Raw genomic sequence first — 13,976 nt, forward strand, 5'->3', positions numbered from 1 at the left:
TACTTATATGGTTTATTTTTTTTAATCAAAACTTTGCGACTTCGCGTCTTTGCGAGAAATTCATTTTAAAACTTAGCACCGCAACTGAATACTAAAAACTGAACACTGAATACTTTTTTAGTATATTTGCGACCTAATTAAAATCAAGAACGAGAGATTAATTCGTTCGCAATAACTATGTACGAAAAAACGTTTCCGAATAAAAGATTCAAACTTACCTTAGAGTTTTTAAAAAAGCACGTTAGCACATCTGAAACCATTTTTGATTTTGGTGTACCCAATCCGTTTTCTAAGATAATGGAAGAAAATGGTTATACCGTAAAAAACACAAAAGGCGAAGATTTAGACAACGACCATACGGCGCTACAAACGGAAGAATATACTGTTTTTACTGCATTTGAGATTTTCGAACATTTACTAAATCCATACACAGTTTTACAAAACGTAAAATGTGACAAACTATTAATTTCAATTCCATTACGCTTATGGTTTTCACCAGCATATCGTTCTAAAACCGATATGTGGGACAGACATTACCATGAATTTGAAGATTGGCAATTGGATTGGCTTTTAGAAAAAACGGGCTGGAAAATTACCGATCGATTACAATTTACACATCCAGTAAAAAAAATCGGATTCAGACCCTTATTAAGATATTTCATTCCGAGATATTATATTGTTGTGGCTGAAAAAGTTAAGAACTAAGATTGCAGATTAACGATTTTTGATTTTTGATTTTTAGATGATTTCCATACAATCTAAAATCTAAAATCTAAAATCTAAAATTCTTAAAATGAAATACTACATCGTCATTCCCGCACACAACGAACAAGATTTAATAGGCTTGACTTTAGAATCTTTGGTTTCTCAAACTGTTTTGCCATCAAAAGTTGTGGTGGTAAATGACAATTCTACAGATAATACTGAAGAAGTCGTGTTGGGTTTTGCAACAAACAATCCGTATATTTCTGTTGTAAATAAAACTTCAGATGCAATTCATATGCCTGGAAGCAAAGTGATTCAGGCTTTTCAAAAAGGTTTTGAAACTTTAGATTCCAATTATGATATCATTGTAAAAATAGACGGCGATTTAATTTTCCCTCCAAACTATTTTGAGACCATTATTAAACATTTCGAATCAGATGAAAGAGTTGGAATGGCTGGAGGATTCTGTTACATTGATAAAAATGGCGAATGGGTTTTAGAAAATCTTACCGATAAAGATCATATTCGCGGAGCTTTAAAAGCGTATAGAAAAGAAACCTATCAGCAAATTGGTGGTTTACGTCCTGCAATGGGTTGGGATACTGTTGATGAATTGCTTTGCAAATATTACGATTGGAAAATTGTAACCGACCAATCTTTACATGTAAAACATTTAAAACCAACGGGAGCAAATTACAACAAAACAGCTCGTTACAAACAAGGCGAAGCGTTTTACACATTAGGTTATGGATTTTGGATCACCGCAATTGCTTCGGCAAAATTGGCGATGATGAAGAAAAAACCATTTCTGTTTTTAGATTATATAAGAGGTTTTTGGAAAGCCAAAAAAGCCAATACTCCTTTATTAGTTACCCCCGAACAGGCTAAATTTATTAGAAATTATCGTTTTGCAAAAATGAAACAAAAGCTTTTTTAATCTTAAAAAAATTAAAAAACTGCCCAGCTGAAACGGTAAACTGTAAACTAATCCTTAATTTAGCCAATATTTAAAAATTATGATGCTAATCCGTTATTTATCCCAAGTAGGGAAATATTTTTTAATGCTGAAAGAAATTTTCAACAAACAGACTAAATGGCCTGTTATGAAAAATCTAATTCTAAAAGAAATTGATGATCTTATTATTGACTCACTAGGAATTGTTTGCTTTATCTCTTTTTTCATCGGAGGAGTTGTTGCCATTCAAACAGCATTAAACTTAACCAATCCTTTAATTCCAAAATATTTAATTGGTTTTGCTACGCGTCAATCTGTAGTTTTAGAGTTTGCCCCTACTTTTATTTCGGTAATTATGGCCGGAAAAATGGGGTCTTACATTACTTCAAGTATAGGAACAATGCGAGTTACAGAACAGATTGATGCGTTAGAAGTTATGGGAGTTAACTCTGTAAACTATCTTGTTTTTCCAAAAATAATCGCTTTATTAATGTATCCTTTCGTAATCGGGATTAGTATGTTTTTAGGAATTTTTGGTGGATGGATAGCTTGTGCTTACGGAGGATTTTCAACTGGTGCAGATTTTATTATGGGAGCTCAAAAAGATTTCATACCGTTCCATATTACTTATGCCTTTATTAAAACTTTAATCTTTGCCATGCTATTGGCAACAATCCCATCTTTTCACGGATATTATATGAAAGGTGGTGCATTAGAAGTTGGTAAAGCAAGTACAACATCATTCGTATGGACTTCTGTTTGTATCATTCTTTTTAATTATATATTAACTCAATTATTATTAGGATAATGATAGAAGTAAAAAATATAGAAAAATCATTTGGGGATAGCAAAGTTTTAAAAGGCGTTTCGACGGTATTTGAAACTGGAAAAACCAACTTGATTATTGGACAAAGTGGATCTGGAAAAACAGTTTTATTAAAAACGTTATTAGGAATTCATACACCCGACTCAGGAACAATTGAATTTGACGGAAGGGTTTATTCTGATTTAGACAAAGATGAAAAACGTGACTTGAGAACCGAAATCGGAATGGTATTTCAGGGAAGTGCCTTATTTGATTCGATGACTGTTGAAGAAAATGTAGCTTTCCCGCTAAAAATGTTTACTAATAATAACAAAGCGCAAATTAAAGAACGAGTTGATTTTGTTTTAGAAAGAGTAAATCTAATCGATGCACACAAGAAACTGCCTTCTGAAATTTCTGGAGGAATGCAGAAACGTGTTGCTATTGCTCGCGCAATTGTAAACAATCCGAAATATTTGTTTTGTGATGAACCTAACTCTGGTTTATATCCAAATACTTCGACTTTGATTGATAATTTGATTCAGGAAATTACCCGAGAATATAACATTACAACGGTAATCAATACTCACGATATGAACTCTGTAATGGAAATCGGTGAGAATATTGTTTTCTTAAAGAAAGGCCTGAAAGCTTGGCAAGGAACAAAAGAAGAAATCTTTACGACCGACAATGAGGCAGTAGTTAAATTTGTTTATTCTTCAAACCTTTTCAAAAAAGTAAGAGAAGCCTATTTGAAAGGCTAGTCCTTTTAAAAATTCCAATATCAAAAATCCCAAATTCCAATTGTAGTAAACTTTGGAATTTGGGATTTTCTATTCATTCTTACTTTGGAATTTAATTGATCAATTCCACTTCCGCATTTGGGTTAAAAAGATAAGTCTTTCCAGAGCTGATTTCTAAACACTCAAAACGTTTTGTCCTAACGGCTATTTTCTTAAAAACCTTACCATTTTTAATCCTAAAGACACTACCGTAAGGAATTTCAAAAACGTAATTTTTATCATTTTCCTTGTCATATTGTTTTAAAGCCAAAGACAAAGTGGTATCGGTATCACTACTTGCTGAAGGATTTTTGAAATGTCTTGCCAAAAGCGGCAATATTTGTCCTGGAAATATTTCTGGCCGAATAAACGGAACCATTAAACGCTGAAAAGTATATTTCCATTCATTCCCATGTGGTTTTATATTTCGTCCGAATTTCTCAAAAGCAACCAAATGTGCAATTTCATGAATCAGCGTAATTAAAAAACGATACTTATTCAAACTTGCGTTAACCGTAATTTCATGCTTTCCACTTGGTCCTCTCCTATAATCTCCGTGACGCGTCTGACGCTCATTTACAATTTTCAAGTGAACCTGATTGGCCACTATCAAATCGAAAACAGGTTTTACCGCGTGTTCAGGGATATATTTAGCTAAAGTTTCGCTCAATTTAAAGTTAAATGTTATTTGTTAGATGTTAGACGTTTTGAAATTGGAATTTGGATTTTTTATTTTGGAATTTAATTTACGGATTTGTTGAAGAAACTTCTAAAACTTTTCCGTTAAAATATTTATTTCCATTTAATGTAAAATCATAAATATAAGTTGCCATTCCTTCAGCAGAAATTGGAGCTTGATAACCAGGGAAAGCTTCATTAAGCATTTCAGTTTGAACAGAACCCAAAGCCAAAACATTAAATGAAATTCCTTTTTCTTTATATTCTTCAGCCAATAATTCAGTTAAAGTAATTACGGCTCCTTTACTCGAACTGTAAGCCGCTAATCCAGCAAACTTTAAACTTCCGCGAACTCCACCAATTGAACTAATTGTTACAACATGACTTCCCTTTTCTAAATACGGAATACAGATACGAGTTAAATTGGCAACAGCAAAAACATTCACTTTATAAATATTTTCAAAATCTGCCTGCGTAGTTTGCTCAAAAGGTTTTAAAAGCAAAGCGCCCGCATTATGAACCACTGCATCTACTTTTTTCCACGTTGAAGAAAGAAAATTGTCAACCTGATCCAAAGCCGTTTCATCTGCCAAATCAACAGACAGACAAGTTACATTTTGATGTTCTAAAAGTGCTTGCGGTATTTTTCTGGAAATGGCCAAAACCTGATGACCTGCTTCGGCAAATTTCAAGGCTAATTCGTAACCAATTCCTCTGCTTGTTCCTGTAACGATAATATTTTTCATGTAGCAAAAATAATCAAATGCTGTAAAACAGCCTCTTATTTGTTCATCGTTATTTCTTGCGTTGGCGAAACCGCAATTTTGGTTACTGCAGGCAATAATTCTTGTGTGAATGCTGTGATATGAGGAATATCCATTAATTTAAATTCATCTGAAACATGGTGATAATAATCAAAATTTTCAAAATCGAAAGTACTTAGGGATTGGCATGGTTTTCCAAAAGCTTGAAAAAACGAATAATTATCAGAACGATAGAATAATTGATACTCTGCTTCTTTAGGTAAAAATCCGATGGTGTTTTTTCCTGTGTATTCGTTTATTTTTTGCGCCATATTCGATTTATCAAAACCTGTTATGTAAGCCAAATAATCTCGTTTCATTGGAACGCCAATCATTTCTATGTTTAATTGTGTATAAAGATTGAAATTTTGTTTTTTCAATTTCTCTACTAAACTTTTTGAGCCTAGTAATCCTTTTTCTTCTCCCGCAAAAAACACAATTAAGATGCTTCGTTTATTCGCTTTAGTTTCGCTAAAATATTTTGCCATCGCAGCTACAGAAGTTACGCCCGAAGCATCATCGTTTGCGCCATTATTTATTTTATCGGCCTGTTCTTTTTTCTCTAAACCAATATGATCATAATGTGCGCTTAATACAACAAATTCTTTTTTTAATTGAGGATCTGTTCCTTCAATAACCCCAACAATGTTGAAAGCTGGCAAATCAAAATTGGTCAAAGTATCGCGATAGGTTTTAAAATACGGTTTGATTTTATTTTTCTTTAAAAAGTCTTCCAAGAAAACCGCAGCTTTTTCAATTCCTTTTGTTCCTGTTTCACGTCCTTCCAATTCATCAGAAGAAAGGTATTTTAGAAAATCTGAAATTTCAGATTCTTTTACTTTATAGCTAATTTCTATTGGCTTTGAATCTGTTTTTCCTCCACTTTCATTTGAAGTTGAAGTTCCCGATTTACATGCTAAAAAAATAAATGGAAGCAAAAAGTATAGCTTTCTCATGGTTTTCTGTTTTTATTGATGATTGATAATAAATTTTATTGGACTATAAACTTATGAAAAGTAATAGAATATTCATAAAAAAACCCTTTCAACTAAAAGCCGAAAGGGTTTAAAATATATTCTTACGATTATTTATCCAGCAATAACTGCTCTCGAAATTACGATTTTCTGAATTTCAGAAGTTCCTTCGTAAATCTGAGTAATTTTAGCATCACGCATAAAACGCTCTACATGATATTCTTTTACATACCCGTTTCCTCCGTGAATTTGAACAGCTTCAATTGAAGTATCCATTGCAACTTGCGAAGCAAATAATTTTGCCATTGCACCACTCACGTCGTAATTTTTATTATTGTCTTTATCCCAAGCTGCTTTCATACACAAATGGCGCGCTGCTTCAATATTTACTGCCATATCTGCCAATTTAAAAGCAATTGCCTGATGGTTGCAAATTTCAGTTCCAAAAGCTTTACGCTCTTTAGAATATTTTAAAGCCAATTCATAAGCTCCAGAAGCAATTCCTAATGCTTGCGAAGCGATTCCAATTCTACCGCCTGCAAGGGTTTTCATTGCAAATTTAAACCCGAAACCATCTTCACCAATTCTGTTTTCTTTTGGAACTTTAACATCAGAAAACATTAATGAATGTGTATCAGAACCACGGATTCCCATTTTCTGTTCTTTCGGACCAACTGAAAAACCTGGCATATCTTTAGTCATAATCAAAGCATTGATTCCTTTGTGCTTTAATTCTGGATGTGTTTGTGCAATTACTAAATATACAGATGCTGTATTTCCGTTTGTGATCCAATTTTTAGTTCCGTTAACCAAATAATGATCTCCCATATCAACCGCAGTTGTTTTTTGAGAAGTTGCGTCACTTCCTGCTTCAGGTTCACTTAAGCAAAAAGCACCGTGAATTTCTCCAGAAGCCAAACCTGGAAGGTATTTTTGTTTTTGCTCTTCAGTACCATATTCTTGTAATCCCCAACAAACTAATGAATTGTTTACAGACATTACAACAGATGCAGAAGCATCTACTTTAGAAATTTCTTCCATTGCAATAACATAAGAAATAGCGTCTAAACCACTTCCTCCATATTTAGGATCAACCATCATTCCCATAAATCCAAGCTCACCCATTTTTTTGATTTGCTCAGTTGGAAAAGTCTGGTTTTCGTCACGTTCAATAACTCCCGGCAATAATTCATTTTGAGCAAAATCTCTTGCAGCCTGCTGAATCATTAAATGTTCTTCGGTAAGATTAAAATCCATAGTAGTATTCTTTAAAGTTTTTTCAACTCAATTTCAAAAAGAAATTTTAGTTGATGGTTTTTTATGTTTTTGTTTTTTTGAGCTCCTAAAACTTTTCAGTTCAAAGGCTTCCAAAGATACTTTTTAAAAGTGTAATTTACAATGCGCGCATATAAAATTAATAGATCAGCAAAGATTACGATAACGTTTTCGTGATTATTTAGCTTTTTCTTCAAATCAGCATTAATCTCGCAACAATTCTTTTAAAATTTAAAAGTCAATTTTTCTTTTTAAAGCATAAAAAAACGAACATTTTTGATAGATTTTTAGCGAGCAATGCTTAAACAATTCTTAAAGCACGTAAATCTACGTAAAACTAGTCTTACTAATTTGATTTTTAATGTAATAGAAAAATTAAATGTATTTTTTACATAAAAAAAACATAACAAAAATGAACCAAATATTAATAAATTACTATTATTTTTGCCTTAAAAATAAAAATTTGATAGAATATGAAAAAGATTTTACTTTTACTGATAGTCCTTTTAAGCTTACCATTTTCTACTGTTTCGGCACAAACTCAAATCGAAGTTAACGGTGTAACAGTTCCTAGAAAAATAGAATTTCAAGGCAAGTCATTACAGTTAAACGGAGCAGGCGGAAGATCAAAAATGTGGCTGGAAGTATATGTTCAGGCATTGTATTTATCTCAATTAGCACAGGATCCGCAATTCATTATCGATAGTGATACTGAAATGGCTGTTAGAATCGAAATTACTTCTTCTATGGTTTCTTCAAGCAAACTGACAAAAGCAATGAACGCAGGTTTTGAAAAATCTGCAGGAGCAAATCTTGAACAATTACGCCCTAGAATCGAACAGCTGAAAAGCTTTTTAAGTGACGCAATTACAGAAAAAGATGTATTTGTTTTAGCTTACAACCCTTTTGACCAAAATGTTTACGTTTCTAAAAATGAAGTTTTGAAAGGAAAAATTCCTGGATTTGATTTCAAAAAAGCATTATTCGGAATCTGGCTTTCTGACAAACCAGTTGACGAAACTTTGAAAAAACACTTATTAGGACAATAGTTCTTAATTTTCTAAATATTCAAAAAGCCGAAAACCTAATAGTTTTCGGCTTTTCTTTTTTGTTTGCTAAATTTGCTGCAAAATACATTATTCGCATTATTCTATTTTATACATTTACGCAAAATAAACATATCACAACAAAATGAAAGATTTATTACAACAATTTGAAAACAAAGCACCTGAAATTGTTTTCAATTGGAAAGATTCTGAAACAGAAGCCGAAGGGTGGACTGTTATTAATTCACTTCGTGGAGGAGCTGCGGGTGGAGGAACAAGAATGAGAAAAGGCTTAGACATGAACGAAGTTTTGTCATTGGCAAAAACTATGGAAGTTAAATTCTCAGTTTCTGGTCATGCAATTGGAGGAGCTAAATCTGGAATTAACTTTGACCCAAACAATCCTCGCAAAAAAGGTGTTTTGCAACGTTGGTACAAAGCCGTTTCTCCGTTATTGAAAAGCTATTATGGAACTGGAGGAGATTTGAATGTTGATGAGATTCACGAAGTTATTCCAATGACAGAAGAATGTGGTGTTTGGCATCCGCAGGAAGGTGTTTTCAATGGACACTTTAAACCAACAGAAGCTGACAAAATTAATAGAATTGGTCAATTGCGTCAGGGTGTAATTAAGGTTATCGAAAACCCTAAATTCTCTCCAGACGTAACTAGAAAATATACAGTTGCCGATATGATTACGGGTTATGGCGTTGCCGAAGCGGTTCGTCATTTTTATGCAACTTACGGCGGAGACATAAAAGGCAAAAAAGCAATCGTACAAGGTTTTGGAAACGTGGGTTCTGCAGCTGCTTTTTATTTAGCTGAAATGGGTGCGAAAGTTATCGGAATTATTGATCGCGACGGTGGATTAATAAAAGAAGAAGGTCTTTCTTTTGAAGAAATCAGAACTTTGTTTTTAAATAAGGACGGAAATAAATTGGTTGCTGATAATATGATTCCGTTTGATGAAATCAATTCTAAAATCTGGACTATTGGTGCTGAAATTTTCACACCTTGCGCTGCTTCAAGATTGGTGACTCAAACACAAATTGACAGCTTAATCGCAAACGGATTGGAAGTTATTTCTTGCGGCGCAAATGTTCCTTTTGCTGACAAGGAAATTTTCTTTGGTTCTATTATGGAAGAAGTAGACCGTAAAGTGAGTTTGATTCCAGACTTTATTTCAAATTGCGGAATGGCACGAGTTTTTGCTTACTTCATGGAGAAAAAAGTTCAAATGACAGATGAGGCTATTTTTAACGATACTTCAGACACAATTAAAAATGCGATTGTAAAAGCTCATACTTTAAGTCAATCAAAAACAAATATCAGCGCAACTGCTTTTGAAATTGCATTGAAACAGTTAGTATAGATTTATTTATATCTCAATCTAAACGAGCCGCATTATTGTTGGCTCGTTTTTTTTTAACCGCAAGACGCGCAAAGGTTTATGCAAAGAGCGCTAATTTATTTCTCGCAAAGTCGCGAAGTCGCAAAGTTTTTCTTTTTAAGTTTCTTTGCTTCTCCGAGACTTTGCGAGATTTAAAAACAAACCGTTTTGCGAACTTTGCGTAAACCTTTGCGAACTTAGCGGTTAAATTCTCTCTTTCATTCTAAACAATTTTTACTACTTTTAAACGTTTTTAAAATAATACATTTCAAAATTCAGAATTTAAATGAGTTCCTCTATTTCTACAGATCAAAAGAAATCATTGCTATTCACAACAGCTATATATGCGGCAATAATTCTATTGTTGCTTTTTATACGTTTCTGGCCTCCTTATAATCCAGAAAACAATGTTGCCCTTGCTGATGGCGGCGGAGGTGGCGGAGGCGTGACTGTAAATTTCGGAGACAGCGATTTAGGCTCTGGTGCCAATTATAAAAGCGAAGTTCTGGATGTAAAAAACAATGTAAAACAAGCTCCCGCAAAAGCAACTCCTGAAGAAGAAGCTATAATTAGTCAAGAAAATACAACTGCTGATAATGATGTTGTTATTCCGACCAAAGAGAAGCCGAAAAAACCTGTTCCTGTTGAAAAACCGATACAAAAACCTGTGCCAGAAAAACCAAAAGTTTCTAACTCAACAAATGATGCTTTAGCCAGCATCATGAAAGGTTCTAATAAAGGTGGCGATGGAGATGATAAAGCAGCAGGAAATAAAGGAAAAGCGAACGGAAGTTTAAACTCAAACGGATATTACGGATCTGGTGGCTCTGGCGGAGGAACTGGAGGCGGTAACGGAACCGGAAATGGTATTGGAACCGGAAGCGGTTACGGAGCTGGAACTGGTGGTGGTTCTGGCGGAGGATCTGGATATTCTCTAGGAAACAGAAAAGCCCTTTCTAAACCTGCACCAAAATATACTTGCAACGAAGAAGGAAAAGTCGTTGTTGAAGTAAGCGTTGACCAAAACGGTAAAACAATAAGTGCGACTGCAGGAATTAAAGGAACAACCAATACTGCAAAATGTTTACTAGATCAAGCAAGAATTGCAGCCATGAATACCAAATGGGAATCTGATAGTGATGCTCCTGCAAAACAGGTTGGGAAAATTATTTATAATTTTAGTTTGGATTAAAAAACACGAATTACACAGATTTACACTAAATCTGTTTTCATAGAAAAAGGCTTTCAGAATTCTGAAAGCCTTTTTTATTTCCGCCCAGTTTTTCATTTCGACGAAGGAGAAATCTTCGCGAGAAGCTCTACAAAGATTGGATTCTCGTTGCGGAGTTACTTGTAGAGATTTCTCCTTCGTCGAAATAACAAAATTGCGTTTTTTGCTTCTCCTATTAGACCTAAAAGGTTTTTAAAACCTGTCAGGTCAAGATTACCAATTTGTTCGCGTGAGGGATAGAAGCAAGCTACCGAAGTAGCGCGGATAGCCCGACCGTACCGAGATAAAAAGGCAAATATACTTTGCGTATATACGCCTTTTTATCTCGGTATGGTCACGCCCTAATATTAAATCTATTTTGGACTTGTTGCAATTACAAACTTCAGATTGTTCTTTACTCCTATCTGTAAAACATCTACTAAGTCTTGAACTTGTAGGTTAAACGGAATTCGAACCACAACGGTTTGCTCTTTATCTGTTCCTATTTTAGACATTAAACTCGTTTCTAGATTTTCAAAATCTACTTCCTGTTTGTCAATATAGAACTTTTTATCTTCGGTAACCGATAAACTAATTAATTGTTTATTGGTCTTTTCATTCGCTTTAGCTTTTGGCAATGTCATCTTAATCACATTCGGATTTGCCAGTGTTGAGATAATTAAGAAAAACAACAGCAGGAAAAACATGATATCGCTCAAAGATGAAGTCGCAACTTCGGCGTGAAATCTTCTTTTTCTTTTAATAGACATGACTTATGCTCTTTGAATTATATTGACAAATTCTAAAATCTGTTTCTGAATTTTTAAAGCAAAATTATCAATCTTTCCGTTCAACAAGTGGTAAGCGCTATATGCAATAATACCGACAATTAATCCAGAACCAGAACTGATCATTTTTTCGTATAAACCTCCAGAAATGTTTCCGATGCTAATGTTTTCTGTAACCGAAATGCTATAGAAAATTTTAATAACCCCAGAAATCGTTCCAATGAAACCTAAGGTTGGCGCAATACCAGCAATAAGTCCAAGATGACCTAAATGTCTTTCCATTTCGCCAATTTCGATATCGGCAGCGCGGTCCATGTTGGCTTCAATTTCTGAAATTGGTCTTCCGATTATCAAAACACCTTCTTTTAAAATATTTCCGGCCGCAGTATTGTTTCTTTCTACAATTGTTCTTGCTAATTCAATATTTCCAGAATGCAATTTTTCACCAACATCTTGCATCAATCTGCTATCAATTTTAGATGCTCGGCTAATGTACATATAACGTTCAAAAATCAAGTAAATAGTGTAAAACAATAAAATCGCAATCGGAATTAGGAACACTCCCCCTTTCATGATGAAACCAAACATTGAAATTTCATTTTGTGGTGCTGCAATCTTCTCGATCACTACATTTGAAGCATTTGCGATTGTATCTGTTTGTAACTGAATAAAACTAAACATATATTAATTCTGGTTTTTAATAATTAATTCTAAAAAATATTTGAAATTTGCAATAAAGATAATTTTCGCTGTAATATTAAACTACAAAAATCGAAATTTATTTCAATCAACAACCATTTTATCTAAACAAATGAACTATCAAGAGACCACCAATTGGATGTTTAATCAACTTCCAATGTACCAATTGCAAGGTGCTTCGGCGTATAAAGAAGATTTAACGAATATCAAATTGTTGGCGGCTCATCTTGATAATCCGCAAAACGAGCTAAAATGTATTCACGTTGCTGGGACAAACGGAAAAGGTTCTAGCTCGCATATGCTTTCGTCTGTTTTACAAGAAGCGGGTTATAAAGTGGGGTTATACACTTCTCCGCACTTTAAAGATTTTAGGGAAAGAATAAAAATAGACGGTAGAGAAATCTCAGAAGAATTTGTGATTGAATTTATCGCAAAACACAAAGATTTTTTTGAAGCAAATGATATGAGTTTCTTCGAAATGTCGGTCGGTTTGGCTTTTGATTATTTTGCTTCAGAAAAAGTAGATATTGCGATTATCGAAGTGGGTTTGGGCGGAAGATTGGATGCTACTAATATTATTACGCCTTTGGTTTCGGTAATTACCAATATTGGTTTAGATCATACTCAGTTTTTAGGAAATACATTGGAAGCGATTGCAGGCGAAAAAGCGGGAATTATAAAACCAAATATTCCTGTTGTTATAGGCGAATATACCGATGAAACGAAACCGGTATTTTTGGCTAAAGCCGAAGAAAACAACGCACCGATTTCTTTTGCTTCAGATTTGATTGATCAGATTTATTTGTCTGACTTGATTGGAGATTATCAGTTTCATAATAAAAAAACGGTTCAGCAGACGATTTCTATTTTGAATAATGAAACCAATTTTAAAATTTCTATCGAACAGTTGAAAGAAGGTTTATTGCATGTTGTAAAAAATACGGGGTTGCAAGGCAGATGGCAGCAATTGGGAGAAAACCCAAAAATTATTTGCGACACTGCGCACAACAAACACGGATTATTAGTGGTGATGAATCAGCTGAAGAATGAAAAATACGAGAAACTTCATATTGTTTTAGGAGTTGTAAATGATAAAGATTTGGATTCTATTTTGCCGCTTTTTCCAAAAGAAGCTATATATTATTTCTGCAATCCAGATTCGTCACGAGCTTTGCCAGCCGAAACTTTACAAAGCGAAGCAAAAAAATATAATTTGATTGGAGAAAAATACGATTCTGTTGCCATCGCTTTCGCGGAAGCGAAGAAAAATGCTTCAGAAAATGATTTTATTTACGTTGGCGGAAGCACTTTTGTTGTTGCCGAATTGCCTTTGAACTAAAATATACTTTTGGTTTAGAAAAAACTTTAAAAAATTCATTTTAATAACAAATTCATAAACAAATAGATATGAGTTATTTTTAAAAAAGTTTTATTTTTTATTCTTTTTTCTTTGCAGGACTCGAAAACAAGCGTATATTTGCACTCGCAATCACAAACGATAGCAACCTAGTAAAATAGGGCGATTAGCTCAGCTGGTTCAGAGCACCTCGTTTACACCGAGGGGGTCGGGGGTTCGAACCCCTCATCGCCCACAAAAAAACTCCTTAAGAAATTAAGGAGTTTTGTTTTAAATAAGAGGACTGAAAAGAATATTTAAAAATTCATAAAAGTTAAAAATTGTTTGCAGAACTCAAAAACAAACGTATATTTGCACTCGCAATCACAAACGATAGCAACCTAGTAAAATAGGGCGATTAGCTCAGCTGGTTCAGAGCACCTCGTTTACACCGAGGGGGTCGGGGGTTCGAACCCCTCATCGCCCACAGAATTCCAAAAACTCCAAAGTCATTTGATTTTGGAGTTTTT

Annotated in this window: 14 protein-coding genes and 2 tRNA genes; 10 read left to right on the forward strand and 6 right to left on the reverse strand. The window is 34.0% G+C overall.

From position 1 onward, the window contains the following. Positions 1-177: 177 nt before the first annotated feature. The 4 genes from ACPWTF_RS09730 to ACPWTF_RS09745 all read left to right on the forward strand — a co-directional run bounded on the left by ACPWTF_RS09730 (position 178) and on the right by ACPWTF_RS09745 (position 3,229). On the forward strand, positions 178-705 hold the full coding sequence (locus ACPWTF_RS09730) for a methyltransferase (protein ID WP_427875295.1): 528 nt from the start codon (positions 178-180) through the stop codon (positions 703-705). Positions 706-793: 88 nt separating this feature from the next. Next, complete coding sequence (locus ACPWTF_RS09735; protein WP_427875296.1) at positions 794-1,642, forward strand: glycosyltransferase; 849 nt, start codon at positions 794-796, stop codon at positions 1,640-1,642. Positions 1,643-1,721: 79 nt separating this feature from the next. Then, the gene (locus tag ACPWTF_RS09740; RefSeq protein WP_250837501.1) at positions 1,722-2,468 is read left to right on the forward strand and encodes an MlaE family ABC transporter permease; all 747 of its coding nucleotides are present in this window, start codon (positions 1,722-1,724) and stop codon (positions 2,466-2,468) included. Beyond that, positions 2,468-3,229 carry an ABC transporter ATP-binding protein gene (locus ACPWTF_RS09745; protein WP_427875297.1) on the forward strand — a complete coding sequence of 254 codons (762 nt, stop codon included), beginning with the start codon at positions 2,468-2,470 and terminating at the stop codon, positions 3,227-3,229. The genes ACPWTF_RS09740 and ACPWTF_RS09745 overlap by 1 nt, the downstream gene beginning before the upstream one ends. Positions 3,230-3,320: 91 nt before the next feature. Here the strand turns inward: ACPWTF_RS09745 and ACPWTF_RS09750 are convergent, their stop codons facing one another. The 4 genes from ACPWTF_RS09750 to ACPWTF_RS09765 all read right to left on the reverse strand — a co-directional run bounded on the left by ACPWTF_RS09750 (position 3,321) and on the right by ACPWTF_RS09765 (position 6,959). Then, positions 3,321-3,917 carry a SprT-like domain-containing protein gene (locus tag ACPWTF_RS09750; RefSeq protein WP_379798888.1) on the reverse strand — a complete coding sequence of 199 codons (597 nt, stop codon included), beginning with the start codon at positions 3,915-3,917 and terminating at the stop codon, positions 3,321-3,323. Positions 3,918-3,993: 76 nt separating this feature from the next. Then, positions 3,994-4,671, reverse strand: a complete 678-nt coding sequence (locus ACPWTF_RS09755; RefSeq protein WP_095931811.1) for an SDR family NAD(P)-dependent oxidoreductase — start codon at positions 4,669-4,671, stop codon at positions 3,994-3,996. A gap of 35 nt (positions 4,672-4,706) precedes the next feature. After that, the gene (locus ACPWTF_RS09760; RefSeq protein WP_427875298.1) at positions 4,707-5,684 is read right to left on the reverse strand and encodes a M20/M25/M40 family metallo-hydrolase; all 978 of its coding nucleotides are present in this window, start codon (positions 5,682-5,684) and stop codon (positions 4,707-4,709) included. A gap of 132 nt (positions 5,685-5,816) precedes the next feature. Further along, positions 5,817-6,959 (reverse strand): acyl-CoA dehydrogenase, encoded by a 1,143-nt coding sequence (locus tag ACPWTF_RS09765; protein WP_427875299.1) that lies wholly within the window; start codon positions 6,957-6,959, stop codon positions 5,817-5,819. Positions 6,960-7,450: 491 nt separating this feature from the next. Here ACPWTF_RS09765 and ACPWTF_RS09770 point away from each other — a divergent pair, with 491 nt between their 5' ends. From ACPWTF_RS09770 to ACPWTF_RS09780, 3 genes are all read left to right on the forward strand, one after another. Continuing rightward, on the forward strand, positions 7,451-8,026 hold the full coding sequence (locus tag ACPWTF_RS09770; protein ID WP_427875300.1) for a chalcone isomerase family protein: 576 nt from the start codon (positions 7,451-7,453) through the stop codon (positions 8,024-8,026). Positions 8,027-8,168: 142 nt separating this feature from the next. Further along, a complete protein-coding gene (locus ACPWTF_RS09775) occupies positions 8,169-9,395 on the forward strand; it encodes a Glu/Leu/Phe/Val dehydrogenase dimerization domain-containing protein (protein ID WP_427875301.1) in 1,227 nt (408 codons plus the stop codon). A 304-nt stretch (positions 9,396-9,699) separates the two neighbouring features. Continuing rightward, complete coding sequence (locus ACPWTF_RS09780; RefSeq protein ID WP_427875302.1) at positions 9,700-10,605, forward strand: energy transducer TonB; 906 nt, start codon at positions 9,700-9,702, stop codon at positions 10,603-10,605. A gap of 392 nt (positions 10,606-10,997) precedes the next feature. Here the strand turns inward: ACPWTF_RS09780 and ACPWTF_RS09785 are convergent, their stop codons facing one another. Together ACPWTF_RS09785 and ACPWTF_RS09790 are read right to left on the reverse strand one after the other, a co-directional pair. Continuing rightward, complete coding sequence (locus tag ACPWTF_RS09785; protein WP_008464192.1) at positions 10,998-11,393, reverse strand: ExbD/TolR family protein; 396 nt, start codon at positions 11,391-11,393, stop codon at positions 10,998-11,000. Between the two features lie 3 nt (positions 11,394-11,396). Continuing rightward, positions 11,397-12,092, reverse strand: coding sequence for a MotA/TolQ/ExbB proton channel family protein (locus tag ACPWTF_RS09790; RefSeq protein WP_427875303.1), 696 nt, complete (start codon positions 12,090-12,092; stop codon positions 11,397-11,399). A gap of 130 nt (positions 12,093-12,222) precedes the next feature. On the opposite strand from ACPWTF_RS09790, the gene ACPWTF_RS09795 reads away from it, so the two are divergent. The 3 genes from ACPWTF_RS09795 (at position 12,223) to ACPWTF_RS09805 (ending at position 13,933) form a co-directional block, all read left to right on the forward strand. Continuing rightward, positions 12,223-13,449 (forward strand): bifunctional folylpolyglutamate synthase/dihydrofolate synthase, encoded by a 1,227-nt coding sequence (locus tag ACPWTF_RS09795; RefSeq protein WP_427875304.1) that lies wholly within the window; start codon positions 12,223-12,225, stop codon positions 13,447-13,449. A gap of 178 nt (positions 13,450-13,627) precedes the next feature. Beyond that, a tRNA-Val gene (locus ACPWTF_RS09800) sits at positions 13,628-13,702 on the forward strand. A gap of 156 nt (positions 13,703-13,858) precedes the next feature. Continuing rightward, a tRNA-Val gene (locus tag ACPWTF_RS09805) sits at positions 13,859-13,933 on the forward strand. Positions 13,934-13,976 lie beyond the last annotated feature (43 nt).

This window comes from Flavobacterium sp. MMS24-S5, assembly GCF_050320125.1.
Lineage (GTDB): Bacteria > Bacteroidota > Bacteroidia > Flavobacteriales > Flavobacteriaceae > Flavobacterium > Flavobacterium tyrosinilyticum.

Bases quoted from the DNA above. Each gene is read 5' to 3' on its own strand.
- ACPWTF_RS09780 (WP_427875302.1), top strand. From the start codon at position 9,700: ATGAGTTCCTCTATTTCTACAGATCAAAAGAAATCATTGCTATTCACA.
- ACPWTF_RS09735 (WP_427875296.1), top strand. From the start codon at position 794: ATGAAATACTACATCGTCATTCCCGCACACAACGAACAAGATTTAATA.
- ACPWTF_RS09765 (WP_427875299.1), bottom strand. From the start codon at position 6,959: ATGGATTTTAATCTTACCGAAGAACATTTAATGATTCAGCAGGCTGCA.
- ACPWTF_RS09775 (WP_427875301.1), top strand. From the start codon at position 8,169: ATGAAAGATTTATTACAACAATTTGAAAACAAAGCACCTGAAATTGTT.
- ACPWTF_RS09785 (WP_008464192.1), bottom strand. From the start codon at position 11,393: ATGTCTATTAAAAGAAAAAGAAGATTTCACGCCGAAGTTGCGACTTCA.
- ACPWTF_RS09745 (WP_427875297.1), top strand. From the start codon at position 2,468: ATGATAGAAGTAAAAAATATAGAAAAATCATTTGGGGATAGCAAAGTT.
- ACPWTF_RS09740 (WP_250837501.1), top strand. From the start codon at position 1,722: ATGATGCTAATCCGTTATTTATCCCAAGTAGGGAAATATTTTTTAATG.
- ACPWTF_RS09790 (WP_427875303.1), bottom strand. From the start codon at position 12,092: ATGTTTAGTTTTATTCAGTTACAAACAGATACAATCGCAAATGCTTCA.
- ACPWTF_RS09770 (WP_427875300.1), top strand. From the start codon at position 7,451: ATGAAAAAGATTTTACTTTTACTGATAGTCCTTTTAAGCTTACCATTT.
- ACPWTF_RS09755 (WP_095931811.1), bottom strand. From the start codon at position 4,671: ATGAAAAATATTATCGTTACAGGAACAAGCAGAGGAATTGGTTACGAA.
- ACPWTF_RS09760 (WP_427875298.1), bottom strand. From the start codon at position 5,684: ATGAGAAAGCTATACTTTTTGCTTCCATTTATTTTTTTAGCATGTAAA.
- ACPWTF_RS09795 (WP_427875304.1), top strand. From the start codon at position 12,223: ATGAACTATCAAGAGACCACCAATTGGATGTTTAATCAACTTCCAATG.
- ACPWTF_RS09730 (WP_427875295.1), top strand. From the start codon at position 178: ATGTACGAAAAAACGTTTCCGAATAAAAGATTCAAACTTACCTTAGAG.